This is a genomic window from Neisseria sp. P0014.S009 (genome assembly GCF_051958155.1).
Taxonomy (GTDB): Bacteria; Pseudomonadota; Gammaproteobacteria; order Burkholderiales; family Neisseriaceae; genus Neisseria; species Neisseria flavescens_C.
In genome coordinates this window covers 53,509-73,903 of record NZ_JBQCVS010000007.1, presented here as the reverse complement: position 1 = coordinate 73,903, position 20,395 = coordinate 53,509, and the positions used below count along the sequence as shown (strand labels likewise).

Sequence of the window (20,395 nt, the reverse complement as noted above, 5' to 3'; positions counted from 1 at the left end):
ACAAACCATGCAACGCCTTATCCACACCATCAAACAATCCCTGCAAGTTAAGATCAGCCTCGCCCTGATCTGTATGCTCCTACCCCTCTCCATTCTTGCAGGCATATTTTCATATTACGATACTTATCACGAGACCCAAGAGGTTCAAGACGACCTATTGCGCCAAGTCGCGAACTATCTCGACCCGAGCGATGCCGATGACGAGAATCACTCGCTCGACAACGACAACAAGATTTCCGTTCAATTTCCCAATACGCCCAACCCCATTGTCAGCCTGCCTGAGAAGATTTCAGACGGCCTACACACCATTCAGGCCGATGACGACGACGATTACTACCGCGTTTATACCCGCGACACCAAGCAAGGCCGCATTGCCGTCATGCAGGAAAGCGACTACCGCGAAGAGCTGGCCGAAATGGCCGCCGTGCAGAGCATCCTCCCCATGCTCCTCGCCCTGCCCCTGATTATCCTGCTCACCGTCTGGATTACCCACCGCGCCATGCGTTCCGTCAAAACCCTGTCCAACGATTTGGAACAGCGCAAAATCAATGACCTCTCGCCGATGGACACGCAAAACATTCCCAGCGAAATCCAAGGCTTTGTCGTCGCCATCAACAACCTGTTGCAGCGTACCGACGAAAACGTCCGCCAACAGCAACGCTTTATCGCCGATGCCGCACACGAATTGCGCAGCCCCATGACCGCCCTCTCCCTTCAGGCAGAGCGGCTCAACAATATGCAGCTGTCCGCCGAAGCGCGCGAGCAGTCCGCCCTGTTGCAACAAAGCATACAGCGCAACCGCCACCTGCTCGAGCAACTCCTTTCCCTCGCACGCGCCCAAGCACCCGAAACCCAACGCCCCAAAACCCTGATCAGCCTGCAAAACCAGTTCCGCCGCGTCTTGCAGGAACTCATGCCACTGGCGCTGGCCAAAGGTCAAGACATCGGCGTCGCCGTTGAAAACGACTGCCAAATCCACGCCGACGACACCGAAATCTACACCCTCATCAAAACCTTTACCGACAACGCCATCCGCTACACCCCAAAAGGCGGCCGCATCGATTTGGGCTTTGACGAAACCGCCGAATACCTCAACATCTGGGTGGAAGACGACGGCCCCGGCATTCCCCCAAGCGAACGCCAACGCGTAATCGACCCCTTCTACCGTATTCTCGGCACCGAACAACAAGGCACCGGCCTGGGGCTTTCCATCGCAAACACCATTGTCAAATGCCATCAAGGCCGTCTGAAACTGGCCGACAGCCGACGCTTTGACAGCGGCTTGTTGATTATTGCCGAGTTAGATAAAAAGACGCTTTAAATGATTGACCCGCTCAAATTGGTTTATCTAACTTTAAGCCGATGAATCAAAACGCTTAAAAAACCAAAGGCCGTCTGAAAATGACTTTCAGACGGCCTTTTTATATTTTAAAGCAAACCTCATTCATTCTTCACAAATACGGCTGCAAGGTTTGGCGGAGGATTTCCATATCGGTAATTTCGGTGATATTGGCTTTGCCCAAGTATTCCAAACCGACAAAACGCATGATGCCGCTGCTGACTTTTTTGTCGTGGCTCATGTGCTCGATCCATTTTTCAAATGAGAAAACAGGCGGTGCGGACGGGAGGGAGGCGGCTTCCATTAAAGCGGCAATGCGGTCGGTGTCGGCTTGTTGGGTTTTGCCCAAAATTTGCGACAAACGGGAAGCGAGGACGCAACCGGCGGCAACGGCTTCTCCGTGCAGCCATACGCCGTAGCCCATTTCAGCTTCGATGGCATGGCCGAAAGTGTGGCCGAGATTAAGCCATGCGCGGATGCCCTGCTCGGTTTCGTCTTGGGCAACAATATCGGCCTTCATTTTGCAGCAATGGTAAACGGCTTCTGCCATTTTTTCTTGGTGTTGTGCCATCAGGTCGGCCATATTTTCTTCCAACCAAGCAAAAAATTCGGCATCGCCCAATGTGCCGTATTTGATGACTTCGGCCATACCTGCGGAAAGTTCGCGTTGCGGCAGCGTTTGCAAAGCGGTCAAATCGGCCAGAACGGCTTGCGGCTGGTAGAACGCACCAATCATGTTTTTACCGAGCGGATGGTTGATGGCAGTTTTACCGCCGACCGAGGAATCGACCTGACTAAGCAATGTGGTCGGCACTTGGATAAAAGGTGCGCCACGCTGATAAGTCGCCGCGGCAAAGCCGACCATATCGCCGATCACACCGCCGCCCAAAGCGATTAAAGTGGTTTTGCGTTCGGCACGGTTTTGCATCAGGCCATCATAAATCAGGTTGAGCGTATGCCAGTTTTTATATTCTTCGCCGTCGGGAAGGATGATGCTGAAATGCGGCACGCCCAGTCTGTCTAAGGCCGTCTGAAGCTGTTTGAGGTAAAGCGGCGCAACGGTTTCGTTGGTAATGATGGCTGCTTTTTTACCTAAATAGGGCTGAAGCAGCGTATCTGCCTGCTCAATCAGTTTATGCCCGATAAAGATGGGGTATTGATGGGACGGGGTTTGGACAGTCAGTGTGTGCATAGTATTCCTTTGCAAAGCGTATTTATTCGCCTAAAGCCTGTATCAGGCGTTTGAGCGTTTTGTGACAGCTGTCGGATTCAATGACAAGATGGGCGGTTTGACGGTACAGCGTATCGCGTTGGTCATACAGCTCTTGCAGTTTGCCCAAAGGATTGGCAACTTGCAACAGCGGCCGGTTGCTGTCGTAACGAGTACGCTCCAGCAAGGTTTCGGGACTGGCATGCAGATAAACAACCGTGCCGTTTTGGCGCAAAATCTGTCTGTTTTCACTGCGCAATACGGAGCCGCCACCGGTCGATAAAACGATGTTGCGCCGGGAAGCGAGCTTCTTCAGCATATTGGTTTCACGGTTGCGGAAGCCTTCCTCCCCTTCCATCTCAAAAATGGTCGGAATGGTTACGCCCGAAGAAGTGCAGATTTCGTAGTCGCTGTCGTAAAACGGGCATTCAAACATTTGGGCAAGCTGCTTGCCCAAAGTGGTTTTGCCCGCGCCCATCAGCCCGATTAAAATTAAATTACCGTTGATTTTTTCCATGTGGGTCATTTTATACGATATGGTGGTTTCGTGGAAAAGTTCGTCGTTTTTCAGACGGCCTTTTCATCTCAGGCCGTCTGAAAACCAAAACAGGCATACCTTTGCAGATATGCCTGTTTGTCATTTTAAAAATCAGTAACGCAGATTGTTACCCACATTATCCATAATGCGCGGCGTGATGAAAATCAACAGCTCACGGCGATTTTCACGCTTGCCGCGTGATTTGAACAGATTGCCAACAACAGGAATATCGCCCAAAACAGGGACTTTGTTCACTGCATTGGTGCTTTCTTCTTCGTAAATACCGCCGACAATCAGCGTGCCGCCATCTTCAACCATGGCTTGGGTATTCAAGTGTTTGGTGTTGATACACTTGGTTGTCAGAGAATCTACGGTACAGTCGATCGGGGTATCACGATTAATCTTCACAGTCATGATGATTTGACCGTCAGGCGTAATGTTCGGCGTTACGGTCAAGCCCAAAACGGCTTTCTTGAAGGTAATCGAAGTCGCACCGCTGGAAGAAGCTTCTTGGTAAGGAATTTCCGTACCGGATTCAATTTTGGCTTCTTTACGGTCTTGTGTCAGCACGCGCGGATTGGAAATAGTTTTGCTCTTACCTTGTTCTTCAGACGCGCTGATTTCCAAACCCAATGCACCGGACGAGAACGCACGCACCAGCGCAATGCTGTTGACTGCGGCTGCGGTCGGCAGACTGACGTTCGGATCCAAAGTCCATGTGCGGTAGCCTACGTCGCCACGGTTAAATGAGGCATTGGTATTGTAGTTGGTTTGCGCATTGCTCCAGTTGCTACCCCATGCCGTACGGCCGCTCGCACCACCGGAACCGAATTTAACGCCCAAGTTGCGGAAGAAGGTATCTTCTGCCTCCACAATACGCGCTTCCACCATCACTTGACGGGTCGGAACGTCCAGTTCATCAATTAGTTTGCGGAATTTCTCAATCACGCCGCGGTTGTCGGTTACGATCAGTGTATTGGTAGCCGGATCGATTAAGGCACTGCCTCGGTTGCTCAACAGAGTGTTGCGGGTATTGGAATTATTGCTGTCGTATTCTTCCAAACGCAGAATTTTGCGGAATTCTTCCACGTTTTTGTATTTCAACTGGAAGGTTTGAGAATACAGCGGACCCAATTCGGCAATCTCTTTTTCCGCCTGCAAGAAGGCTTTGTCTTTTGCCAACAATTCATCGCGAGGCGCAATATTAATGATGTTGCCTTGACGGCGCATATCTAAATTGCGCGCCTGCATGACCAAGTCTAAAGCCTGATCCCAAGGCACATCTTTCAAGGACAGGGTCATGGTGCCTTTGACGGTATCGCTGGCAACAATATTCACGCCGGATTCTTTCGCCAAAATCTGCAAGATAGTACGAACTTCTACATCTTGGAAATCCAAAGAAATTTTACGGCCTTTGAACGATTTGTTTGCATTTTGGTTTAAGCCGCCGGATTCGGTATTGGCGGCTTTAGGCGATACTTCAAATACAAAACGACCGGAAGAAGCTTTGGTATTGATGTCCCAATTCGCATTATTGTTGCGGATAATAAGCTGGGTAGAGTTGCCGATACGTTTGAGCGTAACGTTTTGTACAGGCGTATTGAAGTCAGCCACATCCAAACTGCGTTGCGCTTGTGTCGGCAGAGTATGGTTTTTCAAGGTAACAACCACGCGGTCGCGCTGCTGTTTAATGTCCGGCTGTCCGCTGAAACCTGGGGCAGACAATTCAATAATGCCGGAATTGCGTGCGCCTTTGCGGAAATCGATATTGGCTGCTGAAACGGCTTGATAAGTCTGAGCAGCGCGCGCGGTAGACGGCGTAGCCGCACGTTCATTTGCAACAGCCGCATTGGTTTGGTCAGTAGATTCGTTTACAAATACCCAAACTTCGTTGCCGCGAATCTCAGTATTGTATTGGCTGATTTTGTTCAAACCCAAAACCACGCGTGCGCGGTCATTGTTTTGCGCCGCAGTAATTTGATTCAGCAATGGGTCGGCATATTCCAAAACAGGCTGAGGCAAACGGATATTGGTGTTGGCAAAATCCAATGCGATACGCGCCGGAGTAGATGTTACAAAACCATGAGGTGTAGTGACGTCTTTGTCGAAACGGATTTTGATGATTTTTTGGTTGTCAGGCAAAGTGGAAACGTTGATATCGGTAATATTGCCTGCAAAGGCCGTCTGAACAGCGAGGGCAACGCTGAAGCCGGCAAATAATTTTGTCATGTGCTTGGTTTTCATAATTGAGTGAGACCCCTAAATTAATTTGAATTCGAACTATCTGAGCTATTGGAAGAATCCGCCTCTTTACTGCTCAATGGCAATTCGGCCTTCCGGTACACCCAGTTGCCGTAGCTGTCTTCAATTTGCTCGGTCAAGATAATTTTATCTTCGGTAATACTTTGGATTCTGCCGTAATTCTGACCGATGTAGTTTCCGGGATAAACGGTATAAACATGGTCGTTGACCTTAATAAATCCGGAAACTTTGCCACCGCTTTGCAGCGTTCCGACAAAGGCCATATTTTCCAAACTGAAGGCTTCCAATGTTTCTTTCGGACGGTTCACATCCGGCGCATTGCCACCTTTAGGAGCAGTGTCCAAACGGCGTGAATCAAACGCATTCATGCCTTTAAAGTTCGGCGGGCTATACGGCTTAGGCAATGTAACCGTCGGCTCTTCAAACGGAATAATCTTGGATTTTGCTTCCTGACGGGTTTGTGTCATCCATTGAGTCAAATCTTCATAGCTTTGCGTACAGGCTGCCAAGGGAAGAAGACTTAAGAGTAAGATGATTTTTTTCATGATTTCCCTATTCTTTTATTTTTGCTCATTCTCGGCAGGTTTGCCTTCTTCTTGTGCCTGTTGCGCAGCCAATTCGGCAGCAATCTCTTCGGCCGGACGTGCTTTGTAAGTCGTCGCAATCGCGCTCAATGTCAACTCGCCTTTATTGCCTTTGCCTTCTTTGTCCTCACCTGCGTTCACGAGTTTTAAAGAATCTAAAGTAATAATGCGCGACAAATCGCCTACATCACGGGTAAATTGGCTGATCTGAGAGTATTTGCCTGTGATGGAAATCTGATACGGCAGTTTTTGAATTGGACCATCATTTTCAGGTTGGAGTGGTGCAACGCTGTCCAAACGCAGTCCGTTGGTTGAACCTGCCTGATGCAGCTCTTGAATCAGGTTCGGAATTTCCGCGTCGGTCGGCAGTTGTTTCAACAAAACATCAAATGCAGAACGGATTGAAGCCAACTCGGCCTTCAAATTGTTCAAACTTGCCGCCTGAATGCTTTTACGCGTAAAGGTTTCCTTCAGCTCTTCTTCTTTGGCTTCCTGCGTATTCAAGGTTTCAATCTGATCTTTAAATACGCCGACATAGCCCAAAGCCAACATACCGACAATCAATAAACCTGCCAGCAAAAGTTTTGAAGGCATATTAAGCAGGTACAGGTTTTGTACGTCCAATTGTTTCAGGTTTTTAGATGCCATTATTGAGCCTCCGGAGCAGGTTCTGCCACAGGTTCGGCCATTTCACCGCTACTTTGGGCAGTCGGTGCAGGAGCCGGCGTATTCACTTGGTTGATTGAAGATTTCAAAGTAAATTCTTGGTAGTTATCTACTTTTTTAATGCTCAACAATTCAGGCTGCAAGAAAATACCTGTACTTGGCAGGGAGCGCATCATAACGGCGATTTTATTGTCGCTGATGGCATGACCGCTGATTTTATAGCTGGTCGGGCTTTCTGCTTCCAACGCAGTCAAATAAGTATTATCGGGCGTAAGCGCATTCAAAGAATCAAGGATATAGGCCGCTTGATAGCGTTTTTCCTGCAATTCTTCCACTTTCAGCTTCTTGGCCAAGAAGGCTTCTTTTTCTTGCTGAAGTTTATCAATTTCGCCTAATTCCCTATCAAGTCTGTCGATTTCGGTTTGCAAGAAGTTGTTGCGGCCTTCTTGATTGCTGATGGCGCTGTCAATACCGAGATAAGTAGCGGCCGCCAAGCCCAAACCCACTGCAAAAGCACCAAGCATCAATATTTTGAATTGCTGCTGCTTGCGCTGTTTAATTTCTTCCCGATACGGAAGAAGGTTGATTCTGGTTAATTCGATCATGTTCTCAAAGTCCCCTTAATGCCAATCCGAACGCCAAAGTCAGTGACGGCGCATCAATTTGAAACTGCGGCAATTCTACTTTTGCACTGCGTTCCACATATGAAATCGGATGCAGATATTCTGTTGGCGTATTGGTTTGCGAGAAAATGCTTTCTGCCAAACCTGCCTGCTGCGCAGTAAAGCCGGTCAACAGAATGTGTTTGATATTATGAAAAGAATCAGTAGCTTGCGTGGTATAGTAAAATTGCAGAACACGCTGAACTTCCTGCGCAACCTGTACATTAAAACGGTCGGCAATCTGAGACTGGTAGTCGGAAGGCTTGTTTTGAGAAGCCATCATTTGTGCGGCTTTTTCTTCCGTTACCTGATAAGTACGCTGAATCAGCTGATTGAGCTGCTCAGTACTGACCGGCGTTTCTTGTTTGTAGAGGATACGGCCGTTTTGCAGAATCAGGGCATACATTTGCGTCGCATGAATGCCGAACACGGCAACTTTTTCCTCTGCCATTTCGGGAGCATGCGTATTCATCCAATAGACAAAGGCATTACGTTGCGCCAGTAAGTCCAAATCCAAAGCGGATAAAGGCAAGCCCGCATTTTCAAACATTTCAATGCGTGGCTCGACATCGTCTTTTTTGGCGGCAACAGCTAAAACATGCTGGCTTGAACCGACTTCTTCGGCTTGAAAGTCGTAGTTCATCTCTTCAATAGGCGCAAATTGGCCGACTTCCGCCTCGATAAACTCTTCCAAGTCCAAATCGGTATCACGCGGGTTGTAAATAATTTGCTCGACTGTTGCCAAATTTTGTGGCACAGCAGCAACAATATTTTTGCAAGAACTGCGTAATTGTGTGTAAGTATGTTGGATGTAAGTAGCAAGCTGATCGTAGTCTTGAATTTTGTTGCCTTTGACAATATTTTTAGGCAATTTGGTAATAACGTATTTTTCCAGCTGAATTTGGTTTAAACTACGGCCTGTCAGTTGTACCATCTTAATGGCATGTTGACTGATGTCGACGCCGATGGCAGAGCGGTTGTTCAATCCGCTAGAAGCCTTGCCTGTTTTGGTATCTTTCGTGCTTTTAAATAAGCGCATGATTTGACTTCCCTGTATCATTTAGGAGTGAGTAACTGTTTCGTTATCCGTAAAGGACTTCTTATTCTTTACACAGTATTGACTGTGGCTGATAGAAATCGTTTCCCATTTTACTTTATTTATCGCCATTAATGGCAAAATTATTACCTAGTCATGATTAAAAAGATTATAACGACCTGCATGGGTCTCTTATTAGGACTGGCTCTTTTTGGTGTAGGTCTGATTGCAATTGCAATTTTGGTAACCTATCCAAAACTGCCGTCTTTGGACTCTTTACAACACTACAAACCAAAAATGCCGCTGACGATTTATTCTTCAGACGGCCAAGTCATTGGCGTTTACGGCGAGCAACGGCGTGAATTTACCAAAATCGGCGACTTCCCGAAAATTTTGAAAGATGCCGTGATTGCCGCCGAAGACAAACGCTTCTATGACCACTGGGGCGTGGACGTTTGGGGTGTGGCGCGTGCCGCAATCGGCAACGTCATGGCCGGCGGCGTTCAATCCGGTGCCAGTACGATTACGCAACAGGTTGCCAAAAACTTCTACCTGAGCAGCGAGCGTTCGTTCACCCGTAAATTCAACGAAGCCCTGTTGGCCTACAAAATCGAGCAGTCTTTAAGCAAAGATAAGATTTTGGAGCTGTACTTCAACCAAATCTATTTGGGCCAACGTGCTTATGGTTTTGCATCTGCCGCCCAAATTTATTTCAATAAAAATGTTAATGAATTAACATTGGCCGAAGCCGCCATGTTGGCCGGCTTGCCTAAAGCACCTTCTGCCTACAACCCGATTGTGAACCCTGAGCGTGCCAAACTGCGTCAGACTTATATTCTGAACAATATGCTGGAAGAAGGCATGATCACCTTGCAGCAACGCGATCAGGCTTTGAAAGAAGAGTTGCATTACGAGCGTTTTGTACAAAACATCGATCAAAGCGCCCTGTACGTTGCCGAAATGGTACGTCAAGAGCTGTTTGAGAAATACGGCGAAGATGCCTACACTCAAGGCTTTAAGGTATATACCACTGTCGACACTGCACACCAGCGCGTGGCCACCGAAGCCCTGCGCAAAGTTCTGCGCAACTTCGACCGCGGCAGCAGCTACCGCGGTGCAGAAAACTACATCGACCTGAGCAAAAGCGACAACGTAGAAGAAACCGTCAGCCAATATCTTTCTACGCTTTACACCGTTGATAAAATGATTCCGGCGGTTGTATTGGAAGCCTCACGCAAAGGTGTACAGATTCAGTTGCCAAGCGGCCGTAAAGTCACGCTGAACAGCCACGCTTTGGGCTTTGCCGCCCGTGCCGTCAACAACGAAAAAATGGGCGAAGACCGCATCCGTCGCGGCTCCGTCATTCGCGTTAAAGGTAGCGGCGATACCTTTACCGTTGTTCAAGAGCCTTTGTTGCAAGGCGCATTGGTGTCTTTAGATGCGAAAACCGGTGCAGTCCGCGCATTGGTCGGCGGCTACGACTACCACAGTAAAACCTTCAACCGCGCGACTCAAGCCATGCGCCAACCCGGCTCGACGTTCAAACCGTTCGTTTATTCCGCCGCTTTGGCAAAAGGCATGACTGCTTCCACCATGATTAACGATGCGCCGATTTCCCTGCCGGGCAAAGGTGCAAACGGCAAAGTGTGGAACCCGAAAAATTCAGACGGCCGCTATTCCGGTTACATCACGCTGCGCCAGGCTTTGACCGCTTCGAAAAACATGGTGTCCATCCGCATCCTAATGTCTATCGGTATCGGTTACGCGCAACAATACATCCAACGCTTCGGCTTCAAGCCGTCTGAAATTCCTGCCAGCCTGTCTATGGCTTTGGGTACAGGCGAAACCACGCCGTTGCGTATTGCAGAAGGTTACAGCGTCTTTGCCAACGGCGGTTACAAAGTATCTGCCCACGTCATCGACAAAATCTACGACAGCCAAGGCCGTCTGAGAGCGCAAATGCAACCTTTGGTAGCCGGTGAGAACGCACCTCAGGCCATTGACCCGCGCAACGCCTACATCATGTACAAAATCATGCAGGACGTTGTCCGTGTCGGTACCGCACGCGGTGCAGCCGCGCTCGGCCGCTCCGACATCGCCGGTAAAACCGGTACCACCAACGACAACAAAGACGCATGGTTTGTCGGCTTCAACCCTAGCGTTGTGACTGCCGTCTATATCGGCTTTGACAAACCGCGCAGCATGGGTCGTGCAGGTTACGGTGGTACAATCGCCGTACCGGTATGGGTAGAATACATGCGCTTTGCCCTGAAAGGCACCAGCGTCAAACCGATGAAAGCCCCTGAGGGCGTGGTTTCGAACGGTGGCGAAGTGTATATGCGCGAACGCATGACCACCAGCTCCGACCTGGCCTTGGACAACAGCGGCGTTGTACCGCGCCCCGCTCAACCTGCCCGTCGCGCGGTTCCGAATGAAAACCGCCACCGCACCGAGAGCGGCAATGCGCCAGCCCGTGAAGAATTAGACGAAACCCCAGTTCTGCCAAGTAATACCGGCAACAATAACAAACAACAACTGGACTCTCTGTTCTAACAAATCAAGGCCGTCTGAAACGTTCAGACGGCCTTTTTTGAGAAAATTCAAAGCAAAACCATGATTGATTTACACTGCCATTCGACCGTTTCAGACGGCATGCTGTCTCCAACCGAAGTTGTCCGACTCGCCCGTAAAAACGGTTGCACCCTGCTCGCCCTGACCGACCACGACCACACCGGCGGACTCACCGAAGCACGTGCCGAAGCCGATACCCTCGGCCTCCCCTTCGTCAACGGCGTGGAAATATCCGTCACTTGGCGCGGCCGCACCATCCACGTTGTCGGCTTGGACTTTGACGAACACAACGAAACCCTGCAAAGCCTGCTTGCCGAAGTCCGCAAAGGCCGTCTGAAACGATTGGAAGCCATCGCCGCCAAATTGGAGAAAAAAGGCATAACAGGCGCGTATGAAGGCGCGCTGGCATTGGCCGCCAACAAAGAAATGGCCAGCCGCACCCACATTGCCGAATTCCTCATCCGCGAAGGCCATGTTAAAAACAAACAGCAGGCGTTTACCAAATATCTGGGCGACGGCAAATCCTGTTCCGTCAGACATGAATGGGCCACACTAGAAGACTGCGTAGCCGCGATTACAGGCGCGGGCGGCATGGCCATTATCGCCCACCCGATGCGCTATGAATTATCCGCCACCGCCAAACGAAACCTCTTTCAAGAATTTAAAAACCTCGGCGGCGCAGGGATTGAAGTACACAGTGGCAACTGCTGTAAAAACGACCGCCTCAACTATGCCCTGCTTGCCGACCGCTTCGACTTTCTCGCCAGCGCAGGCAGCGACTTCCACCGCCTCAACGACTTCAGCGGCGGCATACTCGGCGCCTGCCCCGACTTACCCGAACAATGCCGCCCGGTCTGGGAACACTTTAAGGCCGTCTGAATTTTTGACAGCAATTTTTCAGACGGCCCGCCAAGTATGAGACAGTTATAAACATATCACACTCTACATATTGAAACTGCCTGCCCGATACACCATAATAACCCTATAAATACCCCAAAAATAAAGGTTAACGCCATGTGCCAACTGCTCGGCATGAATTGCAACACGCCCACAGACATCATGTTTTCTTTTGAAGGCTTCCGCCGTCGCGGCGGCATTACCGACCACCACGCCGACGGCTTCGGTATCGGCTTTTTCGAAGGCAAAGGCGTGCGCTTGTTTCACGACGACAAACCCAGCGCCAACTCGCCCGTTGCCGACTTGGTGCGCGCCTACCAAATCAAATCTGAAAACGTTATCGCCCATATCCGCAAGGCCTCACAAGGCCAGACCTCATTGGCGAACACTCATCCCTTCATGCGCGAGATGTGGGGCGAATATTGGCTGTTTGCCCACAACGGCCATTTGATTGATTTTTACCCCGAGCAGGGCGAGTACTACCATGCCGTCGGCACGACCGATTCCGAACGCGCGTTCTGCTTTATTCTCAACCGCCTGCGCAGCCGCTTTGCCACCAAGCCCGAACCTGAAGTTTTGTTTGATGCCATCGCCGGCCTGACCCATGAAATCCGCCGCTATGGCTTGTTTAATTTCGTAATGTCCAACGGCGACTGCCTGTTTGCCCACGCCAGCACCTTACTGCACTACATCGTGCGCAAAGCCCCGTTTGGTAAAGCGCGTTTGCTGGACGATGATGTCATGGTCGATTTTTCAGAAGTGACCACCCCGAACGATAAAGTTTCCGTCATCGCCACCCTGCCCCTGACACGAGATGAAACCTGGTCGCAATTGGCAGTCAATGAATTGGTGATGTTTCAAGACGGCGACATTGTCCTCAGCGACCGTCCCGAGAATCCGGTTTATATGAGTGCGGAAGAAGGTTTGGAAATCGCCCGTGCCGTCGGCGTATCGGTTTAACGGTTGATTGGCTGAAAAACTCAAGGCCGTCTGAAAAGCTCAACTTCGCTCAAGTTGCCCTTTCAGATGGCCTTTTTATACTTAATCTATAGTCAAAGCCTTTACTATACGAAAATAGCGCAATCCGCTACAATAATAGGTCACAAACAATAAATTCAATTGCTTAGCGACCTTGCCGAGCGTATGACAAGGAAACCCGATGAAGTGCCCGTTTTGCCAACACCCCAACACACAAGTAACCGACTCGCGATGGCTGGAAGACACCAACAGCATCCGTCGCCGTCGCAAATGCTTGGAATGCGGACAACGCTTCAGTACTTTTGAAACCGTTGAAATGCGGATGCCGCAAGTCATCAAATCCAACGGCACACGGGTTCCCTTCAATCCGCATAAACTGCAAACCAGCCTTGAGCGCGCGCTGCACAAACGCCCTGTCACGCAAGAACAAATCGATGAAACCGTTGCCCTTATCGAGCAGCGCCTCTACCGTTTGGGCAAAAAAGAAGTCGCTTCACGCATCGTCGGCGAAATGGCGATGGAAGAGCTGGCAAAAATCGACCAAGTCGCTTATGTCCGCTTCGCGTCCGTCTATAAAAGCTTTAAAGACGTTTCCGAATTCACCCAAGTCATCGCCGAATGTAAAGCCAAATAAGGCCGTCTGAAACCATGTTTTCCGCACTTGATACCCAAATGATGCAAACCGCCCTCGAGCTGGCAAAGCTTGGGCGGTTTTCTACTTCCCCAAATCCCCGCGTCGGTTGCGTGATTGCACACGGCGCCCAAATCATCGGACAAGGTTTCCACGTCAAAGCAGGCGAGCCGCACGCTGAAGTTCACGCATTAAGGCAGGCCGGAGCGGCGGCCAAAGGCGCAACAGCCTATGTCACGCTGGAACCTTGCAGCCATTACGGCCGCACACCGCCATGCGCCGAAGCGCTGATTCATTCCGGCGTAACGCGCGTGGTCGCCGCCATGACCGACCCCAACCCGTTGGTCGCAGGCAAAGGTTTGTCCATGCTGGAAGCCGCCGGAATACGTACCGAAAGCGGTTTGTTGGAAGCTCAGGCACGCGAACTCAACCGTGGTTTTCTGTCGCGTATCGAACGTGACAGACCGTTTATCCGCCTCAAATGCGCCGCCAGTTTGGACGGCAAAACCGCCCTTTCAGACGGCCGCAGCTTTTGGATTACCGGCGAAGCGGCGCGCGAAGACGTACAAATTCTCCGTGCCGAAAGTTGCGCTGTTCTGACCAGTATCGGTACCGTACTTGCCGACAACCCAAAACTCAACGTCCGCAGTTTCCCCACCCTGCGCCAACCTGCGCGTATCGTCTTGGACAGCCAACTGCAAATCCCTTTGGACTGCCACCTCGTTACCAATACCGACAGCCCGACCGTTATCGTTACCCTTTCCTCAGACGAACAACGTTTGCAGGCTCTAAGTGCATTTGAACATATCCGCATCATCAGGCCGTCTGAACACATCAACGGCCGCATCAATCTTCTTTCACTCATGCCGCAACTGGCAGAACTTGGCTTTGGCGAAGTTCTGGTAGAAGCAGGCTCAACACTTGCTTCAGCCTTCCTGAAGGATGAATTGGTAGATGAAATCGTCCTCTACCAAGCGCCGAAACTGTTAGGTGCAGGCAAACCTCTTTTCTCCCTTCCTGAAAATCCGGCCGTCCTACTTTCAGACGGCCCTTGGCAAAGTCAATCGGTAGAAATCATCGGGAAGGACATTAAATGGGTCCTCCGGAAAAAATCCGTCTAATTGCCTCAGTTTAATAATTAAACCATTTTCAATAGAATATATATATCATTTACATTGCAATAAATGTGGTTTTTTCGTCAATATATTACAATGCTTATAACGTATTCCAATTTAAAACTTTGACTTGGGTTAACTATCCTCAAGCTGATTGTCGACAAATTTTCCTTTTTTTCATCACGAAATAATGGATTATTAAGATAAGTTAAGCCATGAAAATTTATTAAAATTTTTTATTCTAGAAGGGTTTTAAACGGCATAAACGGTAGTTTAATTTCATGAACCATGCATTTGACAAAGAGATATTTAAAATTAAAACATTTAGTTGAGTGTAATTTCTAAAAACTCAATATTCAAAAATACCTTTTTCATACCTTACAGGCCGTCTGAACGACCGTTAAACTTTTTTGATTGAGACGAATCAGATAAGTGCTTATGATTTCGTCTAATGTAATTATAAGTATGGTTTTAAGGCTTCACACGATACGGCAGCCGGCTATGGCTATGCGGTTGCAGCAAACAACTCAGGCTTCGGGAAAACACTCCCGATTTACTCATTCATTAAACGAAAGACATCATGAAAAACGTTACGATACAAAAATTTGCCGATAAGACCGCAAAAATCGGCATCGTTGGCTTAGGCTACGTCGGTTTACCACTGATGTTGCGCTATGTGGATATCGGTTACCAAGTTTTGGGTTTCGACATTGACACCAACAAAGTCGACAAGCTCAACAAAGGCGAAAGCTACATTGAGCATATCCCTTCCGACAAAATTGCCGCTGCTTCCAACAGTCTGTTTGAAGCAACGACCGACTTCTCCCGCATTGGCGAAGTAGAAGCCGTCATTTTGTGCGTACCGACTCCGCTGAACAAATACCGCGAGCCGGACATGAGCTTTGTGATTGATACTACCGATGCGGTAAAACCTTACCTGCGCGCCGGTCAAGTGCTGTCTTTAGAATCTACTACCTACCCTGGCACTACCGAAGAAGAATTGCTGCCGCGCATGGAAGAAGGCGGCTTGAAAGTCGGTCAAGACGTGTTCTTGGTTTACTCTCCTGAGCGTGAAGACCCGGGTAACCCTAACTTTGAAACCCGTACCATTCCAAAAGTCATCGGCGGCCATACCCCTGCCTGTTTGGAAGTCGGCCTTGCGCTGTACCAACCTGCCATCGATAAAGTTGTTCCAGTAAGCTCCACCAAAGCTGCCGAGCTGACCAAACTCCTGGAAAACATCCACCGCGCCGTAAACATTGGCTTGGTGAACGAGATGAAAATCGTTGCCGACAAAATGGGCATCGACATTCATGAAGTCATCAATGCCGCTGCGACCAAACCGTTCGGCTTCGTCGCTTATTACCCGGGCCCAGGCTTGGGCGGCCACTGTATCCCTATCGACCCGTTCTACCTGACTTGGAAAGCACGCGAATACGGCGTAAACACCCGCTTCATCGAGCTTGCCGGCGAAGTAAACTCCCATATGCCTGACTACGTTATCGAAAAAGTCGGCCTGGCTTTGAATGACCACAACCGTTCTATCAAAGACAGCAAAATCTTGGTATTGGGTATCGCCTACAAGAAAAATGTGGACGATATGCGTGAAAGCCCGTCTGTGGAAGTTATGGACCGCCTGCACAAACTGGGCGCAGTGGTTTCCTACTCTGACCCGCACGTTCCAGAGTTCCCACATATCCCCGGCCACCACTACTTCGACCTGAAGAGCGAAGCGCTGACCCCTGAAACTGTCGCCCAATACGACTGCGTGGTTCTGACCACCGATCACGACAAATTCGACTATGACATGATCACCGAACATGCCAAGCTGATTGTCGATACACGTGGCAAATTCCCAGTGAAAAATCCTAAAGTCATCAAAGCATAATCTTGCTTCAGACGCATCCGGCTGCCTCCGGTTTCCCCAACCGGGACGGCGGCCGGTTTCCCAAGGCCATTTGTTTTTCAGACGGCCTTGGCAAACCAGCAACGGTAACAACACATACCTTACGAAAAACGCTCAGCTCGAACTTCTGGCCGTCTGAAAACAAATAATATGAACGCGAAAAAAATCCTCGGCTACGCATTGGGCCCGCTAGGAAGCGCCGCCTTTGGCCTGCTTTCCCTGCCACTCATCTCATGGTACTTCCCTGCGGAAGACATCGGCCGTATCGTACTCTTGCAGACCATTGCCGGACTGAGCATTCTGCTCTTGGGCTTGGGACTGGACCAATCCTATATTCGCGACTATTACGCCGTTAAAGACAAGGCCGCGCTGTTCAAATCCGTTTTTTTATCGCCATTGATTCTGACGGTGGCGGTTGTGGTTTTAGTGTTACTGATAAACGCATCATGGCCGTCTGAAATCATTTTTGACATCCCCAGTGCAAATTTGGGGATTCTCTTTCTGATTTTCTTGGCCACCACGCTGATTACCCGTTTTTTAGCTCTGATTTTGCGGATGAAAGAGCAGGCATTGGCTTTTTCCGTCAGCCAGCTTGCGCCGAAATTCTTGATTTTGGTGTTGGTTTTTGCCGTGATTGCTTCCGGCTTGCCTACCAATACTACTTCGCTGGTTTTTGCCTACACCGCCGCCCAAGTACTGACCGTTGTACTGTTGATATATCAGCTGCGCCAAGACTTGCAAGCCGTTTCCCATGCAAAATGGTCGTCCGAGCTGCATCGGGACGGCCTGCGCTACGGCCTGCCGCTGGCATTCGGCAACTTGGCCTATTGGGGCCTGACTTCGATTGACCGCTTTGTCCTCAAAAACATCTCTGGCTTGGACGAGTTGGGCATTTATTCGATGGCGGTCAGCTTTGGTGCCGTCGCCCTGATTTTCCAAAGCGTGTTTTCCACCATTTGGGCGCCTTTGGTGTTCAAATGGGTAGAAGAAAACACCAATCTGGACAAAATCGGCGACATCACGCTTTCCATGACCGTCCTCATCAGCGCAATGATTTGCCTCATCGGGATTTTCTCGCCGATGGCGACCTGGATACTGCCGGAAAAATACACGCAGGTTCAATTTATCCTGCTCTCGTGTATGCTTTTCCCCCTGTTTTATACGCTGACCGAAGTCAGCGGCATCGGTTTGAACGTCGTCCGATCGACTTGGCTGATTACCGTCATCAACATCGTTGCCTTTATCGCCAATACTGCCCTGCTCTATCTGCTGGTGCCTAAATTCGGTGCAAAAGGTGCGGCTATGGCCAGCGCAACGGCTTTTTGGCTGTTTTTTATCTTTAAAACCGAATTCTCTTCACGCCTGTGGCAGCCTTTGCCGCGCCTGAAGATTTATACCAACTCAACGCTCTGCCTGATAATCTGCCTTGCCTACACTTGGCTAGGTACGCGCGACAACTATATTTGGTTTGCGCTGGCATGGGCAGTCGGACTGGGTTTCCTGTTCCTAAAATACAAACACGCATTATTTGCCGCGACCGAAAAAATCAAAGCCAAATTAAACCGTTCGGCAAAATAGCCAACCTGAGATTCACGTCTCTACGATAACAACAGAACGACTATGAAAATAAAACGTCTGAACTTATACACTTACATTCTATACATCATGCTCGCAGCCTATATGCTGGGGCCCGCGCTGTCCTTTAAGGTCGGCGTGCCGCGTATCGACAACCCGTTGACCCTGATATTTGTACTGCTTGGTTTTGTCGTATTTTTTCTGGAAAGCAAGCATATTCCGCGCAAGATTTTTGCCATGCTCTGCGCCCTGACTGCCATGTGCATCTGGCCTGCCATCCACATGGGCATTACGTCGCTGACGCCGACTCAATACATGGACATCTTGTTTTTTATGGCGGTGCCGGTTTTTTTCTACTTGTTTTACCAAGTGCTTATGCGCGCTGAAGATCCATTGGGCGTTATTCAGAAGTTTTTATTGGTCTTTGCCCTTTATGTTGCCATTCCACCATTTGTGGAATTGATTACCGGCATTCAGTTTGTCAGTGCCAGTGATGAACTGGCCATTAAAGAAGGTTCGCTCAAAGGGCTGTTTTTCAATCCCAACAACCTTGCTGCCACTGCCGTTTGCCTCGCACCCGCCATCCTATTTTTCTTTCAACTGCAAGGACGCAAACACAAAGAGAAACTACTGGGCTGGGGATTATATTTACTACTAGGTATGGCCATTTTTGTTTGCGTATCACGCACAGCTATTGCCTGCTACCTTTTGATTTCACTAATTTATATAGCTTATCGTAAAAATGGTTTTATTACCGTTATTGCCACAGGACTGCTCGCGTTAACATTATCGATGATTCCATCCCGTGTCATCGCGGAATTTTTGCTGTCGCTTAACGGCAACCCTTTTCTTGAACGTTTTTCCAGCCGCGTGTACCTTTTTCTGTTCGATTTAGACAGCGACAACTCTGTGTCCTACCGTCAGGAGATTTACAACTACTTCTGGAACAATCCGCCCCTGCTGCTGACCGGCTACGGTCCTAAAAACTTCCGCGAATATTTCGGCGGCCATTTGAGCGACAGCTTGGGCTTTGAAAACCCGCACAGCTTCATCATCGAACTGTATCTGGGTTTCGGCATAATTTCCCTGCTCGGCTTTATTGCATTTGTAGCGTTTTATTTCCTCTACACTGCCTCAAGCCGTGCACTAACCAACAAATCACGCGTACTGGCTTGGGTTGCCTTGGGCATTTTCTTGTTAGCAGGTTTTATTCCGTCCACCATTTTGCGTATGCCCTTCATCTGGCTACCCTGCCTGCTGATTTACATTTACAGCACATTTGTCGCATCCAAATTACAAAATCAGGCCGCTTACACATATAGCTATACCCCATCTAAAACAAAGGGAATATCATGAAAATCACCCTGACTACCTCCATGTCTGGCCTCGGTGGCACTGAAAACGCCACTTTCCGCCTCGGTCGCCTGCTCAAACAACGCGGACACGATATCGTATTGGCCTCTTCAGACGGCCCTTTGATTCAGGAAGCGCAAGCATTGGGCATCCGTTGGCAGCCGATTGATTTTTACCAAGGTGGTCTTTTGGGTTACGTCAAAGGCATGTTTGCCTATATGAAACTGCTGAAAAAAGAGAAGCCCGATGTGATTCACTGCCAAATGGCGCGTATCGTTCCAGCCTGTGCCATTGCAGCCAAGCTCGCTTCGCCGAAAACCAAAGTGTTCTACCACGCGCGCGGCCTTGATCCGGAAACTTATCCGAAAATCGCCAAGCTTTTCGACAAGCTGGGCGTGTACATCATCGGCAACTGCAAACACGAACGTAAAAAACTCATCCGTTACGGTTTCCCTGCCAACCGCATCACCTACACCTACAATGCCCTGCACAAAGTAGATTTCGTTCCTGAAAAAACAGTCAAAGACTATGTCCAACTGGGCACGCTTTCCCGTTTGGACACCGTCCGCGCTGTGCATCTGATGTTGGATATTTTGAAGAAAATGGTTGACCGCGGTATGCCTGTACGCCTCAACGTTGCAGGTATCGGCGAAGAAATGGACAACCTCAAAGCCCAAGCCAAACGTTTAGGCATTGAAGACAAAGTCACCTTCCTCGGCGGCGTCCGCGACTTGACCGGCTACTTCAAAGAAGTCGATATTTTGGTGAACACGCCGCATTGCGTAGGCGACCACGGAGCAGGTGTCGGCAACAATATTTTGGAAGCCGGCCTTTACGACACGCCTGTCGTGACCTACAACATGGCGGGCATTTCGGAAATGGTCATTACCGGCCAAACCGGCTACTGCATTCCTTTCGGCGACGACGAAGCATTTATCGAAGCCGTCGATACACTCATCAAGCATCCAGAGTTGCGTGGTCAAATGGGTAAAGCCCTGCACAAACACGTCGAAACCTTATGCTCCGATGACGAAATCTACCGCACCACCATGGCTGCGTACAAAATGTAAGG

17 protein-coding genes are annotated in these 20,395 nt (G+C 49.4%); 10 read left to right on the top strand and 7 right to left on the bottom strand.

The features are described from left to right. The first annotated feature begins 7 nt into the window (after positions 1–7). On the top strand, positions 8–1,321 hold the full coding sequence (locus ACTHS4_RS06985) for an ATP-binding protein (protein WP_440365644.1): 1,314 nt from the start codon (positions 8–10) through the stop codon (positions 1,319–1,321). A 130-nt stretch (positions 1,322–1,451) separates the two neighbouring features. On the opposite strand, the gene aroB is transcribed toward ACTHS4_RS06985, so the two are convergent. The 7 genes from aroB to pilM all read right to left on the bottom strand — a co-directional run bounded on the left by aroB (position 1,452) and on the right by pilM (position 8,300). Further along, positions 1,452–2,531: a 3-dehydroquinate synthase gene (gene aroB / locus ACTHS4_RS06980; RefSeq protein ID WP_440365643.1), complete on the bottom strand. Its 1,080-nt coding sequence runs from the start codon at positions 2,529–2,531 to the stop codon at positions 1,452–1,454. Positions 2,532–2,553: 22 nt separating this feature from the next. After that, positions 2,554–3,066, bottom strand: a complete 513-nt coding sequence (locus ACTHS4_RS06975; protein WP_440365642.1) for a shikimate kinase — start codon at positions 3,064–3,066, stop codon at positions 2,554–2,556. Between the two features lie 132 nt (positions 3,067–3,198). Further along, positions 3,199–5,331, bottom strand: coding sequence for a type IV pilus secretin PilQ (pilQ, locus tag ACTHS4_RS06970; RefSeq protein ID WP_107697146.1), 2,133 nt, complete (start codon positions 5,329–5,331; stop codon positions 3,199–3,201). Between the two features lie 20 nt (positions 5,332–5,351). Next, positions 5,352–5,894: a pilus assembly protein PilP gene (locus tag ACTHS4_RS06965; protein ID WP_107697145.1), complete on the bottom strand. Its 543-nt coding sequence runs from the start codon at positions 5,892–5,894 to the stop codon at positions 5,352–5,354. Positions 5,895–5,909: 15 nt separating this feature from the next. Next, positions 5,910–6,581, bottom strand: a complete 672-nt coding sequence (locus ACTHS4_RS06960; protein WP_004520855.1) for a type 4a pilus biogenesis protein PilO — start codon at positions 6,579–6,581, stop codon at positions 5,910–5,912. Continuing rightward, the gene (locus ACTHS4_RS06955) at positions 6,581–7,204 is read right to left on the bottom strand and encodes a PilN domain-containing protein (protein WP_107867828.1); all 624 of its coding nucleotides are present in this window, start codon (positions 7,202–7,204) and stop codon (positions 6,581–6,583) included. The genes ACTHS4_RS06960 and ACTHS4_RS06955 overlap by 1 nt, the downstream gene beginning before the upstream one ends. A gap of 4 nt (positions 7,205–7,208) precedes the next feature. Further along, on the bottom strand, positions 7,209–8,300 hold the full coding sequence (pilM, locus tag ACTHS4_RS06950) for a type IV pilus assembly protein PilM (RefSeq protein ID WP_070713662.1): 1,092 nt from the start codon (positions 8,298–8,300) through the stop codon (positions 7,209–7,211). Positions 8,301–8,453: 153 nt separating this feature from the next. Here pilM and ACTHS4_RS06945 point away from each other — a divergent pair, with 153 nt between their 5' ends. The 9 genes from ACTHS4_RS06945 (at position 8,454) to ACTHS4_RS06905 (ending at position 20,393) form a co-directional block, all read left to right on the top strand. Beyond that, on the top strand, positions 8,454–10,850 hold the full coding sequence (locus ACTHS4_RS06945) for a penicillin-binding protein 1A (RefSeq protein ID WP_440365641.1): 2,397 nt from the start codon (positions 8,454–8,456) through the stop codon (positions 10,848–10,850). 60 nt (positions 10,851–10,910) lie between these two features. Further along, the gene (locus ACTHS4_RS06940; RefSeq protein WP_440365640.1) at positions 10,911–11,747 is read left to right on the top strand and encodes a PHP domain-containing protein; all 837 of its coding nucleotides are present in this window, start codon (positions 10,911–10,913) and stop codon (positions 11,745–11,747) included. A 135-nt stretch (positions 11,748–11,882) separates the two neighbouring features. Continuing rightward, positions 11,883–12,725, top strand: a complete 843-nt coding sequence (locus tag ACTHS4_RS06935) for a class II glutamine amidotransferase (protein ID WP_049333539.1) — start codon at positions 11,883–11,885, stop codon at positions 12,723–12,725. Positions 12,726–12,924: 199 nt separating this feature from the next. After that, complete coding sequence (nrdR, locus tag ACTHS4_RS06930; RefSeq protein ID WP_003748978.1) at positions 12,925–13,377, top strand: transcriptional regulator NrdR; 453 nt, start codon at positions 12,925–12,927, stop codon at positions 13,375–13,377. Between the two features lie 14 nt (positions 13,378–13,391). Next, positions 13,392–14,495 carry a bifunctional diaminohydroxyphosphoribosylaminopyrimidine deaminase/5-amino-6-(5-phosphoribosylamino)uracil reductase RibD gene (gene ribD / locus ACTHS4_RS06925; RefSeq protein WP_070825870.1) on the top strand — a complete coding sequence of 368 codons (1,104 nt, stop codon included), beginning with the start codon at positions 13,392–13,394 and terminating at the stop codon, positions 14,493–14,495. Positions 14,496–15,069: 574 nt separating this feature from the next. Beyond that, positions 15,070–16,377 carry a nucleotide sugar dehydrogenase gene (locus tag ACTHS4_RS06920; protein WP_070460459.1) on the top strand — a complete coding sequence of 436 codons (1,308 nt, stop codon included), beginning with the start codon at positions 15,070–15,072 and terminating at the stop codon, positions 16,375–16,377. Between the two features lie 168 nt (positions 16,378–16,545). Continuing rightward, complete coding sequence (locus tag ACTHS4_RS06915) at positions 16,546–17,973, top strand: oligosaccharide flippase family protein (RefSeq protein WP_070825869.1); 1,428 nt, start codon at positions 16,546–16,548, stop codon at positions 17,971–17,973. A gap of 42 nt (positions 17,974–18,015) precedes the next feature. Continuing rightward, on the top strand, positions 18,016–19,326 hold the full coding sequence (locus tag ACTHS4_RS06910; protein ID WP_070825867.1) for an O-antigen ligase family protein: 1,311 nt from the start codon (positions 18,016–18,018) through the stop codon (positions 19,324–19,326). Next, positions 19,323–20,393 carry a glycosyltransferase family 4 protein gene (locus tag ACTHS4_RS06905; protein ID WP_070825865.1) on the top strand — a complete coding sequence of 357 codons (1,071 nt, stop codon included), beginning with the start codon at positions 19,323–19,325 and terminating at the stop codon, positions 20,391–20,393. The genes ACTHS4_RS06910 and ACTHS4_RS06905 overlap by 4 nt, the downstream gene beginning before the upstream one ends. Positions 20,394–20,395: the final 2 nt, after the last annotated feature.